Origin of the sequence: Paenarthrobacter aromaticivorans, assembly GCF_019038615.1 — a bacterium.
In the GTDB taxonomy this organism is placed as follows: Bacteria; Actinomycetota; Actinomycetes; order Actinomycetales; family Micrococcaceae; genus Arthrobacter; species Arthrobacter aromaticivorans.
The window spans coordinates 1-14,530 of record NZ_JAHOPC010000006.1 but is presented as its reverse complement, the minus strand read 5'-3'; the positions used below and the strand labels follow the sequence as shown (position 1 = coordinate 14,530).

The following is a 14,530-nucleotide window of genomic DNA, read 5'->3' as shown; positions in this document are numbered from 1 at the left end:
GGCTCGTGAACAGTTCTGTATCAATTAACGCCGACGGCGGTCGCCGTGTTCCGCAGCACGCCTGGGCTGCGTCGCCCCGTTCGAGCCCTGCCGGCTACGGCACCGGGTGCTTCGCATCGTACGCGACGAAACCCGGCTGCAGGCGCGATGCCAGCCAGGCCAAGAGAATGCAGACGATCCCCCCAATCAGCAGCACGCCGCCTTCGCTAAGGAATTGCGTGACACCGCCGGCCAGCATGTCCCCCACTCGAGGGCCTCCTGCGACCACCACAATGAACACTCCCTGCAGCCGTCCGCGCAGGTGGTCGGGCGTCGCGGACTGGAGGATGGTGGTGCGGAAGACCGCACTGACAGAATCGGAAATCCCCGCCATCGCACAACACAGGGCAGCAGGAAGGAGCCAGGGTGTTACGCCCTCGCGGCCCGAATCTCCAGCCAGCAACACCACCAGGCCAAAGCCTGCAATCGAGGCGCCCCATCCGACCACTGCCCACACCACCGCGCTGCCCTGCCGCCTCACCCGGCCCAGGGGACCGGAAAACAAGCCCGCCAGGAAGGCGCCCACTGCGGTAGATGCCAACAGCACACCCACCGTTGTTTCACCGCCGCCAATCATGACTGCCCCAATTGCAGGCATCAGGGCGCGCGGTTGGGCGCAGATCATGGCGATGAGGTCAATGATGAAGGTCATCCGGACATTGGGCCGCGTACCCAGGAACCGGAAACCCTCAACTACGGAGCGAAGCCCGGGCCGGACGGCCTCCTTTGATGGTGGCAGCGGCGGGAGTTTGGCGAGGCCCCACAGGGCAAAAGTGAAGCTGATGACATCGATCGTGTAGGTCCATCCGAAGCCGATGGTGGCCACCAAAACACCCGCCAGGAGTGGTCCGGCGGTCATGGACAGGCCGAACGTGAGCATACTCAAGGCGTTCGCCGCAGGGAGCAGGTCCTTGCGGACAAGGAGCGGAATGATCGCGCTACGGGCGGGACCGTTGATGCCTTGTGCACCGCTTTGGATGGCAACCAACGCGTAAAGCAACCAGATGTTGCCGATCTCCAGCCACGCCTGCAATGCCAAGCCAGCCGTGGTGGCCCAAAGCACCAAGGATGCGATCAGGGCTACTTTCCGGCGGTCGTAGGCATCGGAAATGGATCCGCCGTAAAGCCCGGTGATGACCAGCGGAACCAGCGCGAAGATGCCCAGGAGGCCTACGTAGAAACTCTCCTGGGTCAGGCGGTAAACCTCCAAGCTGACGGCCACCAACGTGAGCTGGGTACCGATGGCAGCCACCGAGGCCCCGAGCCAAAGTCTCCGGAAAGCCGGGCTCTCCTTAACCGGGGTGATGTCTGCCAGTAATTTCGCCACCTAGCCACCCTAGCGACCCCCAGTGACGTTGTTGTCCGTTTGGCTTCCATAGTGCGTCTCCCGCCGTAACGCGCTGGTTGGTAGGCTCACCCGGGGGAAGGAGTCCACATGGTCTTGTCGCGACGCTTGCTGTTCCGCTCGGGCATCTGGGAAATTGCCAGGCCGCGCCACCCTTTGACGGCCGGGCACGTGCTGATCCGCCTCTCGGACCCCTCCACGGAATTTACTGAAGCCTCGGCGGCCGACTGGTTGTTCTGCCACAACCTCGCCCGGGCAGCATTGGAGGACGTCCTTGGAGCGAAGAGGTTCGCCGTGATGTTCGCCAACCGGTGGCACCCCTTGGGTTCGGCTATCGGCGAGCCGGTGGCTGAGTCGTCTACGCCCACGTTTCACCTCTTCGCTCGGTGGGAGGCGGAAAGCACGACGCCGGGACGCCAACTCGCGCTGCCGGCCCACCGTCGCGTGCCCGAGCCTGAGGACAGCCTGGACATCGTCGATGCGCGGATCCGGGTTTCGCTGGGTCTTGGTGCCGCCACCGTCACGGAAGCACCCACCGGGCAGGTGGCGTCCGCGCAGGCGGCCGCGTCCGGCGTCGTACCCGTTCAGGTGCCGGTTCCCTTGGTCGCGACAGTTGACGCAGCCCGCCATCACAGCGTGATTGAGCCCGCCAGCGGGGCGGCCGCGATTTCCAGTGTCCTTCCGGGGGAACTAGTTGCGATGGGGAGCGCCCTGGGTGTCCTGCCGCTGACAAGTGGACTCACTGGCTTCAGCTGCGTGGCTATCGAAGGCGGGAATCCGGGTTCAGCCCTTCGCATCCACGCGGTGGGTCGATCTGCTGCGGAGCAAGCCAATCCGATGCTGGATTTGTTTAATTTGCCGGAAGTTAGCTTTGCCTTATTGTGAACTTCTCAAAATAAGTGGTTCAATGAGTGCATGACCGATCACACAGCCGACCAGGAAGCATGGGCCGGTGCCCTGCATGCCCACGGCAGGCGTGTGACCAAACAGCGGCTGGCAGTGCTGGCCGCGGTCCAGCACCATCCGCACTCCCCGGCAGAAGGCATCCTTGCCGCTGCCCGCAAAGAACTCCCTGAACTGACGGCGCAGTCCGTTTACGTTGTGCTTAGCGACCTCACGGACTTGCAGATGCTGCGCCGCTTTGAACCCCCGCACTCCCCGGCGCTCTATGAAACCCGGGTGGGCGACAACCACCACCACGCCGTCTGCATTAGTTGCGGCCGCGTGGAAGACGTGGACTGCGCGGTGGGACACGCACCGTGCCTCACACCGCACTGGGATGAAAATTCCAAGCCAATGACCATCCAGATCGCAGACGTCCTGTATCAGGGCATCTGCCAGGATTGCCAGGCAAAACAACAGCTCCCCAAACAAACGTCCGCAACTCAAAAATAAGAACAAGGAGAACAATGACTGCCATTTCAACAACCCAGTCAGGTGCCCCCGTTACTTCCGACGCGCACTCCCAGTCCGTCGGCGCCGACGGTGCCATCATCCTAACCGACCACTACCTGGTGGAGAAGCTTGCACAGTTCAACCGCGAGCGGGTCCCGGAGCGTGTAGTGCACGCCAAGGGTGGCGGCGCATTCGGTACGTTCAAGACCACCTCGGACGTATCGGCCTACACCAAGGCCGCGTTCCTGCAGCCGGGCGTCGAGACGGACATGCTGATCCGTTTCTCCTCCGTTGCCGGCGAGAATGGTTCTCCTGACACCTGGCGCGACCCCCGCGGTTTCGCCGTGAAGTTCTACACCTCCGAGGGCAACTACGACCTCGTGGGCAACAACACCCCCGTGTTCTTCATCCGCGACGGCATCAAGTTCCCGGACTTCATCCACTCCCAGAAGCGCCTCCCGGGTACCCACCTGCGTGACGCTGACATGCAGTGGGACTTCTGGACCCTCTCCCCCGAATCCGCACACCAGGTCACCTGGCTCATGGGCGACCGTGGCCTGCCGGCTTCCTGGCGTGAAATGCAGGGCTACGGCTCGCACACCTACCAGTGGATCAACGCCGCTGGTGAGCGCTTCTGGGTCAAGTACCACTTCAAGTCCAACCAAGGCGTCAAGACCATCACCGGCGACCAGGCCGAGGAGCTGGCAGGCTCGGATGCAGACTTCTACATCCGCGACCTCTCCGAGAACATCGAAGCCGGCAACTTCCCCTCCTGGGAACTGCACGTCCAGGTCATGCCCTACGAGGACGCCAAGACGTACCGCTTCAACCCGTTCGACCTCACCAAGGTTTGGCCGCACGCGGACTACCCGCTGATCCACGTGGGCACCATGGAGCTGAACAAGAACCCGGAGAACTACTTCGCGCAGATCGAGCAGGCCACCTTCGCGCCGTCGAACTTCGTACCGGGTATCGCTGCCTCGCCGGACAAGATGCTGCAGGCCCGCATCTTCTCCTACGCCGATGCACACCGCTACCGCGTTGGCACCAACCACGCCCAGATCCCGGTGAACCAGCCCAAGAACCAGGTCAACAACTACAGCCAGGACGGCGCCGGACGTTACTTGTTCAACGCCCCCACCACCCCGGTCTACGCACCGAACTCCGTTGGTGGCCCGGCTGCTCTTGAGCCCGCTTCACCGGCAGGTGGCTGGGAGAACGACGGCGAGCTTACCCTCTCCGCGCACACCCTGCACTCCGAGGACAGCGATTTCGGCCAGGCCGGTACCCTGTACCGCGAGGTTTACGACGACGCCGCCAAGGCCCGTCTGCTGGAGACCATCACCGGTGCCGTGGGTGGCGTGAAGAGCGCCGACATCAAGGAACGCGCCATCCAGTACTGGACCAACGTTGACGCCGAACTCGGCGCCAAGCTGCGCGCTAACCTCGGTGCAGGCCAGGCCGCTTCCGACGCCGAAGCAGCCAACAAGCTCTAAGCATCTGAGCCGGTAAGTATTAGGTCGAACACCCCGTTGCGGATCTCCGCAACGGGGTGTTCTTCTTTGTTTTCCACATAGACCGGCTGGGCTCTGGCCGCTCTGGTGCCGTGGTCCATAGGATCCTTCCATGAGCACATTCGAGGGAATTCCGTCCGCAGCCTTCCGCTTCTACGAAGAACTGGAAGAGAACAACAACCGCGAGTGGTGGTTGGAGCACAAAGACATCTACGACGCCGCCGTGAAGGAACCGCTGGCGGCGCTCCTTTCGGAGCTGGAGCCTGAGTTCGGGCCGGCGAAGATCTTCCGGCCAAACAGGGACGTCAGGTTCTCCCAGGACAAGTCGCCCTACAAAACGGCCCAGGGCGCCTTCGCAGCATCACATGAAGGCCTCGGGTTCTACCTCCAAGTAAGCGCCGATGGTCTGTTGGTCGGTGGCGGCTGCCATTCCTATACTCCCGCGCAATTGGCACGCTTCCGCGCGGCTGTGGACGCTCCTGACAGTGGAGGGGAACTACAGCAGATTGTGGATTCGGTTGCCGCGGCGGGTTTCGCCATCCAAGGCGAGAAGCTCAAGACAGTTCCGCGGGGCTTCGACAAAGATCATCCACGGGCCGAGCTCCTGAAGCACAAGTCCTTGTCTGCCGGGGTTGAGGTTGGTGAACCGGAATGGCTCTCCACGCCTTCAGCAAAACAAGAGATCGCTGACCGCTGGGAAGTGCTCAGGCCGCTGGTGGAATGGGTTGGGAAGCACGCTGCGCCCTAGGTTTTGGTCCTCACCCGGAATAGCGCGCGAGGTGCCGTCAGTCGAGCGCCCAGGAACACCAAAAGCGCCCGGGAATTGATGCTCCCGAGCGCTTTCGATGGTGATTCAAGCCAGCTGTCTGACAAGCAGCTGGAATTGGTTTAGACCTTGGTGAAGGAGTCTTCGTCCTCGTCGCCCTTGACCGCGGGGTTTGCAGAATCGCCATTGACGGCTGCCCTGGCTGAAGCGAACTTCTCGTTGAGCCGCGAGTGGCGCTGCCCGTAGGCGAAGTAGATGACCATGCCGATGACCAGCCAGATCGCAAAGAAGATCCAGGTTTCCACTGCCAGGTTGGTCATGAGGTAGATGCACAGGATGGCGGACACCCAGGGCAACACCTTGCCGAAGGGTACCCGGAACGCAGGCTTGAGGTCCGGCCGCTTCTTGCGCAGTACCAGGATGCCCAGGCTGACCATGACGAACGCAGACAGCGTTCCAATGTTGATCATTTCCTCGAGGAGATCCACGTTGGTCAATCCGGCCACCAGGGCAACTGCTGCACCACAGATGATCTGCAGGCGTGCAGGGGTGGAGCGCTTGTCGCTGGTCTTGGACAGGGACCGCGGCAGCAGTCCGTCGCGGCTCATGGCCAACACCACACGGGAAAGGCCCATGAGCAGCACCATGATCACCGTCGTCAGGCCAACCAGGGATCCGAAGGCAATGACCTTGGCGGCGTCGTTGTTGCCCACGGCCTCGAAAGCCGTGGTCAGCGTGGGGTTCTTTTCCTCAGCAAGCTGGGTGTAGGAGACCATGCCGGTCAAGGCAAGGGAGACCAGGATGTAGAGCAGCGTGACCACTGCCAGGCCGCCGAAGATACCGCGGGGCAGCGTCTTCTGCGGGTTCTTTACCTCTTCCGCGGAGGTTGCCACGACGTCGAAGCCGATGAAGGCGAAGAACACCAGGGCAGCCCCGGCGAAGATGCCCAAGGTGCCGTACTGGGCAGGAGCAGCACCGGTCAGGAAGCCGAAGAAGGACTGCTTCATGACATCAGCGGCACCCGTTCCGGAAGTTGGCTCGGAGGCAGGAATGAAGGGGGTGTAGTTGGAGAACTTCACGTAGCTAAAGCCCACAACGATCACGAACAGCACTACGGCGATCTTGATCAAAGTGAAGATGTTGCCAACGCGCGCGGACAACTTCGTCCCCAGCACCAGCAGCACGGTGAAGATCGCGACAATCAGGAAGGCGCCCCAATAGAGGTCAACGCCGCCCAGGCTGAGCGCCGGCGGAATGTCCAGGCCCATCAGGGCGAAGACTTTGCTGAGGTAGATGCCCCAGTACTTCGCGATCACCGCGGCAGCAGTAAAGAGTTCGAGGATGAGGTTCCATCCAATGATCCACGCGAGCACCTCGCCCATGGTGGCGTAAGTGAACACGTAGGCGGAGCCTGCCACGGGAATTGCCGTGGCAAATTCGGCATAGCACATGATGGCCAAGGCGCACGTGACGGCTGCGATGGCAAAGGAGATGGTGACGGCCGGGCCGGCAAAGTTTGCGGCAGCCTTGGCGCCAACGGAGAAGATACCGGCACCGACAGCGACGGCGACACCCATGATCATCAGGTCCCAGGTACTGAGGCTTCGCTTCAGCTTGCGCCCGGGCTCGTCGGCGTCGGCGATCGACTGCTCGATCGACTTGGTCCTGAAAATGTTCATAAAAATGCCACATTCTGGATGGGGGTGGTATAGGACTCATCAAGAATAGTGTCCGGTCAGTGGACGGCCATATTTATCCCAGATAGTGAGACGGTCCGCGAGCGCACGTTACTGGTGTGACTGGTGTGACGGAGGCGAGTAGCCCCCGTCACACCGCTAAACTCCCGGGACGTTCCAGTCCATGAGGGCGGAGCGGATCAGGAACCGCTTCCCCTCCGGGGACTCGACAGAGAAGCCGCTTCCGCGGCCTGGGACCACGTCAACAGTGAGATGGGTGTGGGACCAGTAGGCGAACTGTTCCCTGGACATCCAGAACTCGAGAGGCTTTGGATCCTCGCCCGCTCCGGTTCCAAAGCCTGCACTGATATCGAACCGGCCCAGGAGCACATCTGAATCACCAGTGAGGAACTCCCCCGCCGGGTAGCACATGGGAGCGGAACCGTCGCAGCAACCACCGGATTGATGGAACATGAGCGGGCCATGCTGCTCCCAGAGCTTCCGCAGTAGTTCGACGGAGGCCGCGGTGAGCGCCACCCGGGAAAAGGTCTCCCCGGAGAGCGTCACCGCAGCTTCCAATACGGGTTGGTCCATCAGAACTTCAGAACCACTCGGCCATCGATCTTGGCGTGCTTCATCTCGTCAAAGACCGCGTTGACCTCGGACAACTCACGCGTGGAAACCGTGGGTTTGATCTTGCCTTGTGCGTAGAACTCCAGCGCTTCCTCAAGATCCTGGCGGGTGCCCACAATCGATCCCCGCACAGTGAGCCCCTTGAGGACGATCTCGAAAATGGGCGCCGGGAAGTCACCGGGAGGAAGCCCATTGAAGACGATGGTCCCGCCACGGCGTGCCATTCCGATCGCTTGCCCGAAGGCAGAGGGGTGCACCGCCGTTACGAGGACACCGTGGCAGCCGCCGGTTTCGCGCTGGATGACCTCTGCTGGATCCTCATGCAGTGCGTTGACCGTTAGCTCAGCGCCGTGTTCCCTGGCCAACGCCAGCTTGTCGTCGGCAATATCAACGGCGGCCACACGAAGTCCCATGGCCACTGCATACTGGACCGCGATGTGTCCCAATCCGCCGATTCCGGAGATGGTGACCCACTGGCCAGGCCTGGCTTCGGTCATCTTCAATCCCTTGTAGACGGTGACTCCGGCGCACAATACCGGGGCAACCTCCACAGGATCCGAGCCCTTCGGGATGCGGGCTGCAAAACGTGTGTCCACCAACATGTACTCGCCGAACGAACCGTCCACGCTGTAGCCACCGTTCTGCTGGGATTCGCACAGCGTTTCCCATCCAGTTCGGCAGTACTGGCAATCTCCGCAGGCAGACCACAGCCAGGCGTTTCCAACCATGTCCCCCACCGCGACGTCCGTTACTCCTTCGCCGAGGGCCACTACTTCGCCCACTCCCTCGTGACCGGGCACGAACGGAGGGGTGGGTTTGACCGGCCAGTCACCTTCGGCAGCGTGCAGGTCCGTATGGCATACCCCCGACGTGATCAGGCGCACCAGCGCTTGGCCGGGACCCGGCGTCGGCCTTTCCACGTCCATGACCTTAAGGTCGGTTCCGAACTCCGTAACTACTGCAGCTTGCATGGTTGTGGACATTGACGATCTCCTTTGATCTCTATGAATGAAGCGGATGGTGCACAGCCAATGCCCCTTGCGAACGCGATGAGGGGCATCAGCTGTGCACAAATTCCTAGAAGAAGCCGAGTTTGTTCTCGTTGTAGCTGACCAGGAGGTTCTTGGTCTGCTGGTAGTGGTCCAGCATCATGGCGTGGTTTTCACGGCCAATGCCTGAGGACTTGTAGCCACCGAAAGCGGCACCTGCCGGATAGGCGTGGTAATTGTTGACCCAGACGCGGCCGGCCTGGATTTCGCGGCCTGCGCGGTAGGCGACATTTCCGTTGCGCGACCAAACCCCGGCGCCCAAACCGTAGAGGGTGTCGTTGGCGATGCCGATTGCGTCGTTGTAGTCGCTGAATTTGGTCACCGAGACAACAGGTCCGAAGATCTCCTCCTGGAAGATCCGCATCCGGTTGTGTCCCTCGAAGATGGTGGGCTGGACGTAGTAGCCGCCGGCAAGGTCACCGGAAAGCTCTGCCCGTGCGCCGCCCGTGAGGACCTTGGCGCCCTCCTGCTTTCCAATGTCGATGTAGGAGAGGATCTTCTCCAGCTGGTCGTTGGAAGCCTGGGCACCGATCTGGGTTTCCGTGTCCAGCGGGTTGCCCTGGATGATCTTGTTGGTGCGGGCGACGACGTCAGCCATGAAGGAGTCGTAAATCCCCTCCTGGACCAAGGCACGTGACGGGCAGGTGCAGACCTCGCCCTGGTTGAAGGCGAAGAGCGTGAAGCCCTCCTGTGCTTTGTCGTAGAAGGCGTCATTCTGGGCTGCGACGTCGTCGAAGAAGATGTTGGGGCTCTTGCCGCCAAGTTCCAACGTGACAGGGATGAGGTTGTTGGACGCGTACTGGCTGATAAGCCGGCCCGTGGTTGTCTCGCCAGTGAAGGCGATCTTGCGGATACGGGGGCTGGAAGCCAGCGGCTTTCCGGCTTCGACGCCGAAACCATTGACGACGTTCACTACGCCTGCGGGCAGCAGGTCACCGATCAATTCCATCAGTACCAGGATCGACGTTGGCGTCTGCTCGGCTGGCTTAAGCACCACGGCGTTACCTGCGGCAAGCGCGGGGGCCAGCTTCCACACGGCCATGAGGATGGGAAAGTTCCAGGGGATGATCTGGCCCACCACGCCCAGCGGTTCCTTGAAGTGGTAGGCGGTGGTGTCCTCGTCGAGCTGGGAAAGGTGGCCCTCCTGGGCACGGACAGCCGAAGCGAAGTAGCGGAAGTGATCGGCAGCCAAGGGAATGTCCGCGTTGAGGGTCTCCCGGACGGGCTTGCCGTTGTCCCACGTCTCCGCAACGGCGAGCAGCTCCACGTTCTCGTCGATCCGGTCCGCGATCTTGTTCAGAATCGCGGCGCGTTCCGTGGCTGACGTTTTGCCCCATGAGGGCGCGACCTTGTGCGCGGCGTCGAGTGCCAGTTCGATGTCCTCGGATGTGCCACGGGCAACTTCGCAGAAAGCTTTGCCTGTGACGGGCGTGATGTTTTCGAAGTAGGCGCCCTTGACGGGAGCAACCCATTCCCCGCCGATCCAGTTCTCGTACCGGTCCTTGAAGGTGACCTTCGAACCCTCGGCACCCGGCTGTGCATAAACGGTCATTGCTAGCTCCTTTGCTGCGAATCACGGTGGCTGTCGCCATTGATTCGAGCCTAGGAGCGGGCAGGTTGCAGCTACGTTGCAACCGTGTGAGTCAGCTCACGCTGTCAATTCCGTGTCGATCCGTTCAAGGTCGGCCACGACGGCGGCCCGCTTGGGTGAGCGCGGCGGCAGCAGCTTCAGGACGGCAAGGCGGAGTTCGACGTCGTACTTCGCCTCGGGCAGCTCAGCGTACTTCAGGAGCGAGTCAACGCTGCCATCGCTGAGCAGCGCTTCCCGCAACAGATGCGCAACCCGCTCACGCAACTGCACGACGCCGGGCGCCTCCGAGCGCGGCAGGACTGCTCCTTTGTAAATCTCCAAGGCGATCCGGTGGGCACCGCGCTGCAGGCAACTGAGCACCTGGCCCGAATCGGGAAGCAACTCGACAGGCAAGCGGTAGGGCCTCGATTCTGGAACCGCCTCGGGGCTGAGCTCCTGGAGAACTTTGCGCAGGCGCACCATTTCCGCCCGCAACGTCACCGGCGATCCATCTCCGGGGTACAGCTGCGCGCAGAGGTCATCCGCGCTGAGGCCGGCCGGTTGGCTACAGAGGATGGCCAGAATTTCGCTGTGCCGGGCCGACAGGGAAACCGTCCGGCCATCAATGCTGAGAAGGGCCTGGTCGCGGCCCAACAACTGCAGGCTATTCCGGTAAAGAGTGTGGCTGGCAGCGGAAATTGAGCTGCGGCGTTGTGGTTTTTCCCGCACGGCAGCAGCGAGCTGGAGACGCTCGATGCGCAACTGCGCCTGCGCGGCCGCAACGGTTGCTTCCACCAGGGATACCGTGTGCGGGGCAACCGCGGTCTCCGTTCCAGTGATGTCCACGACGCCCAGCACGGCACCGGAATCGGGATCATGGAAGGGAACAGCAGTACAGCTCCACGGGTGAACTGATCTCTTGAAGTGCTCGGCACCGGAGATCTGGATGCTGCGGTCCAAGGCAAGCGCCGTCCCGGGGGCACTTGTACCCACTGAGGCTTCGGACCAATCGGCGCCCGCAACGAACATCATTCCCTCGGCCCTGCGCTGCATGACGGGATCGCCATCCACCCACAAAAGCCGCCCGACGTCGTCTCCCACCGCGACGAGCAGCCCACTGTCATGGCTGGGCTGGACCAGCAACTTCCTGATGACCGGCATGATCGCGGCCAGCGGGTGTTGACGGCGGTAGTCCTCCAGTTCGTCGCGGTCCATCGCGAGTGGCGCTTCCGGAACATCGGGATTGGCCAGCAGGTTGGCCGAACGCTGCCAGGATTCGCGCACCAAGCGTCGGAGGCCGGAGATTTCCTCAGGAGTCCCGGCCCGCAGCATATCCAGTTGTTCGTGGCCAGCCAGGGCGCGCTTCTGCAGCAGCCTTCCGGCTTCGCTGCCTGGAACAGGCGGATGGATTGGATTCCTCATCGAACTCCCCGGTAATCCGCAACGACACTGCGCTGCGCATGTGCTGGCGGCACAGTACCCGAAAGTCTAGTTCCAGGAATGGAGTTTGTGTACAGCTGGCGTCTTTCGGAAGCCGGTTCAGGACGTTGGCTCTGCATCATCCCAAGGGTTAGCCGCGCGAGATCTGGATCATTTCCTCACGCGGGACTACCTTGATGCGTTCCCGGATCACGCCATTGCCGTTGGATCCGGACTCCGACTCGGACTGGGACTCCGACCAGGCGGCACCGAGGGCGGCCTCGTGGGCATCCAGGCGGTTCCATCCCTCCCAGGTGGTGTATTCGATGCCACGTTCCTCAAGGAGATCGATGATCGCCTGCGGATCCGGGTTCTCTGCTGGAGGCAACGTGAGCCGGTCTTCGAGGAGGCAGCCGATGGTCTCCAGGGCATCGCCTTTGGTATGACCGATCAGGCCCACTGGTCCGCGCTTGATCCAGCCAGTGGCGTAAATTCCCGGTACGGGCTTGCCGTCGGCATCCAGGACGCGACCGCCGTCGTTCGGTATGACACCGCGGCGGGCATCGTAGGGAAGTTCCTCAAGCGGCGAGCCGTGGTAGCCGATCGCGCGGTAGACGGACTGCACCGGGTACTCCACGAATTCCCCGGTTCCCTTGACGTTGCCGGTTCCGTCCAGTTGCATGCGCTCGAACTTGATGCCGGAAACCTTGCCGGGAGTTTCCGGCGAGTCCAGGATTTCCACCGGGCTGTGCAGGAAGTGCAAGTGCAGGCGGCGCGAGGATGGCTGATCGGATTCCGCATGTTCCTCCACCAGCCAGTTGGTCATGGTGTTGACCATGGTCTTGATCTGGTTGTTGGTACGGATTGCCTCGTCAGAGGCTTCATCAAACTCGAAGTCCTCCGGGTACAGCACAATGTCTACGTCATTGCAGTGGGACAGCTCCCGCAATTCCAGCGGGGTGAACTTAACTTGTGCAGGACCGCGGCGACCAAACACGTGGACGTCGGTAACAGGCGATTTCTTCAACCCCTCGTACACGTTTTCCGGGATCTCGGTAACCAGCAGCTCATCGGGGTGCTTGACCAGCATGCGTGCCACGTCAAGGGCAACATTGCCATTGCCGATGACCGCAATCTCCTTGGCATCCAGCGGCCAATCGCGGGGAACGTCCGGGTGCCCGTCGTACCAGGAAACAAAATCGGCTCCGCCGAAGGACCCGTCCAACCCGATGCCGGGAATGTTCAGGTCCGCATCCTTGATGGCCCCCGTGGAGAAGATCACGGCGTCGTAGAAAGCACGGAAATCGTGAAGCGACAGATCCCGGCCATAGGTCACGTTGCCAAGGAAACGGATGTCCCCCCTGTCCAGCACCTTGTGCAGGGCGTTGACGATGCCCTTAATGCGGGGGTGATCCGGTGCCACACCGTAGCGGATCAGCCCATAGGGGGCAGGGTACGCCTCAAAGAGATCGATGCTGACCTCCACGTCCCCGTCCTTGACCTCGTTGGACTTGGTCAGGATGTCGGCGGCGTACACGCCGGCGGGACCGGCGCCCACGATGGCGACGCGAAGCGGACGTTTGGGGGTGGTTCCGGCTGAGTTGGACACCGTAAGCCCTTCCGAAGCAGTAAGCCACGCCGTTGTTGGGGCGCGCAGATTCCAATTCTAGATGTCTGCCCTGAACCCAGCTTCCTATATGGCGGGAGTCACACGAAAACAGGCGATTCATGCCAACATTGCGGAATATTGCGCTCACGTTTGGTGTTGGCGACATTGTGTCGACACCCGAGCAGATCACCGCAAACTCGTCCACTTCCAGCCAACCCGCGACTGCGAGTGCGTCCAGCAGTGAACTTCACGGCGATACTTCCGGCGTCAGGAACCGCGGACGAAAGCTGGTCTGGAGCGAGTCGACGGCGGGAATCCTCTTTGGTATTGGCGCTTACAGCCTTTGGGGACTGCTTCCGCTGTACTTCCTGGCGCTCCAGCCGGCGGGGGCCATCGAAATCGTTGCCAACCGCGTCGTTTGGTCCCTGATCTTCTGCGCGTTGCTGATCACGGTCACGCGGGCGTGGCGGGTCTTCGGCGCCGCTGTGAAGGACCGCACAGTCTTTGGGCCGTTGGCCTTGGCCGCTGGATTGATAGCCATCAACTGGCTCACCTATACCTTCGGCGTCACCACAGGGCACGCCGTAGAAACGTCCCTTGGATACTTCATCAACCCGTTGGTGTCGGTCCTGCTCGGCGTATTCGTGCTCAAGGAGAAGCTGCGTCCACTCCAGTGGGCCGCAGTGGGCATTGGTTTTGTTGCCGTGGGCGTGCTGACCTTTTCTTACGGGCAGCTCCCTTGGATCGCGCTTATCCTGGCCTTCAGCTTCGGCCTGTATGGATTCGTGAAGAAGCGGGTTGGACCCAGGGTCGATGCGCTCACCAGCCTCTCCGTTGAAACAGTGGTCCTGGCTCCCTTTGCAGCCGTCACCATGGTTGTGCTGGGCGTGAGTGGCGTCGCCACCCTCACGGCCCTTGGCCCGGGACATTTCTGGCTGCTTCTGGCATCCGGCGTCATCACCGCAGTGCCGTTGCTCTTCTTCGGCGCCTCAGCCCGTCGCCTGCCCATGACCACCATTGGCCTTCTCCAATATTTCGCACCGATTCTTCAGTTCATCGTGGCGCTGGCCGTTTTCAACGAGGCCATGACCACGGCCCGCTGGATCGGATTCTGCGTGGTGTGGCTCGCCCTGCTGGTGCTCACGGTGGACATGCTGCGCACGGCGAAGAAGAACTCGTCGCTGAAGAAGAAGGCCCGGATCGCGGCTGCTGCGGGAGCCTAGCCCCCTGCTGAACGGTTACCTGGCGCTCATCTGGCGCTAGGCACCCAAGCGAGCTCCGCCGTCGAGCGCTTCCTGCAGCGAGGTCGCCGGAACGGTGCGAGGTCACCCGGAAACCGGTATATATCAAGCTGTTTGTGGCAGCTGGGTGGGTTGTTTGTGGTTGATTCCTGCGGTGGGTGGTATTCCTGGCGCGGTGGGTCTGCGGCGGTATCTGTGAGGGTTGCGGGCGTAGCAGGCATCGAGGGTTTGTTGTCGTTGCCTGCGCGCCTGCTCGATTAGCCCGTGGTGGACG

12 protein-coding genes are annotated in these 14,530 nt (G+C 61.9%); 5 read left to right on the top strand and 7 right to left on the bottom strand.

Annotation, left to right across the window (positions count from 1 at the left end; genetic code table 11):
* Positions 1-94: 94 nt before the first annotated feature.
* Positions 95-1,366 (bottom strand): MFS transporter, encoded by a 1,272-nt coding sequence (locus KSW38_RS11085; RefSeq protein WP_216925003.1) that lies wholly within the window; start codon positions 1,364-1,366, stop codon positions 95-97.
* Between the two features lie 108 nt (positions 1,367-1,474).
* On the opposite strand from KSW38_RS11085, the gene KSW38_RS11080 reads away from it, so the two are divergent.
* The 4 genes from KSW38_RS11080 (at position 1,475) to KSW38_RS11065 (ending at position 5,041) form a co-directional block, all read left to right on the top strand.
* Positions 1,475-2,269, top strand: coding sequence for a hypothetical protein (locus KSW38_RS11080; RefSeq protein ID WP_216925002.1), 795 nt, complete (start codon positions 1,475-1,477; stop codon positions 2,267-2,269).
* 30 nt (positions 2,270-2,299) lie between these two features.
* The gene (locus KSW38_RS11075) at positions 2,300-2,779 is read left to right on the top strand and encodes a Fur family transcriptional regulator (protein ID WP_216925001.1); all 480 of its coding nucleotides are present in this window, start codon (positions 2,300-2,302) and stop codon (positions 2,777-2,779) included.
* 14 nt (positions 2,780-2,793) lie between these two features.
* Complete coding sequence (locus KSW38_RS11070) at positions 2,794-4,275, top strand: catalase (RefSeq protein ID WP_216925000.1); 1,482 nt, start codon at positions 2,794-2,796, stop codon at positions 4,273-4,275.
* A gap of 130 nt (positions 4,276-4,405) precedes the next feature.
* On the top strand, positions 4,406-5,041 hold the full coding sequence (locus KSW38_RS11065; RefSeq protein ID WP_216924999.1) for a DUF2461 domain-containing protein: 636 nt from the start codon (positions 4,406-4,408) through the stop codon (positions 5,039-5,041).
* A 140-nt stretch (positions 5,042-5,181) separates the two neighbouring features.
* Here KSW38_RS11065 and KSW38_RS11060 read toward each other — a convergent pair whose 3' ends face one another.
* The 6 genes from KSW38_RS11060 to KSW38_RS11035 all read right to left on the bottom strand — a co-directional run bounded on the left by KSW38_RS11060 (position 5,182) and on the right by KSW38_RS11035 (position 13,015).
* On the bottom strand, positions 5,182-6,738 hold the full coding sequence (locus KSW38_RS11060; protein ID WP_216924998.1) for an amino acid permease: 1,557 nt from the start codon (positions 6,736-6,738) through the stop codon (positions 5,182-5,184).
* 156 nt (positions 6,739-6,894) lie between these two features.
* Entirely contained in the window at positions 6,895-7,329 is a 435-nt protein-coding gene (locus KSW38_RS11055; RefSeq protein WP_216924997.1) for a DUF779 domain-containing protein, read from the bottom strand.
* Positions 7,329-8,351 carry an alcohol dehydrogenase AdhP gene (adhP, locus tag KSW38_RS11050; protein WP_216924996.1) on the bottom strand — a complete coding sequence of 341 codons (1,023 nt, stop codon included), beginning with the start codon at positions 8,349-8,351 and terminating at the stop codon, positions 7,329-7,331. The genes KSW38_RS11055 and adhP overlap by 1 nt, the downstream gene beginning before the upstream one ends.
* Positions 8,352-8,445: 94 nt before the next feature.
* Entirely contained in the window at positions 8,446-9,969 is a 1,524-nt protein-coding gene (gene exaC / locus KSW38_RS11045; protein WP_216924995.1) for an acetaldehyde dehydrogenase ExaC, read from the bottom strand.
* Between the two features lie 96 nt (positions 9,970-10,065).
* A complete protein-coding gene (locus KSW38_RS11040) occupies positions 10,066-11,409 on the bottom strand; it encodes a GAF domain-containing protein (protein WP_216924994.1) in 1,344 nt (447 codons plus the stop codon).
* Positions 11,410-11,557: 148 nt separating this feature from the next.
* Positions 11,558-13,015 (bottom strand): FAD-dependent oxidoreductase, encoded by a 1,458-nt coding sequence (locus KSW38_RS11035; RefSeq protein WP_216924993.1) that lies wholly within the window; start codon positions 13,013-13,015, stop codon positions 11,558-11,560.
* 128 nt (positions 13,016-13,143) lie between these two features.
* Between KSW38_RS11035 and rarD the strand changes: the two genes are divergently transcribed.
* Positions 13,144-14,238: an EamA family transporter RarD gene (rarD, locus tag KSW38_RS11030; protein ID WP_254186400.1), complete on the top strand. Its 1,095-nt coding sequence runs from the start codon at positions 13,144-13,146 to the stop codon at positions 14,236-14,238.
* Positions 14,239-14,530: the final 292 nt, after the last annotated feature.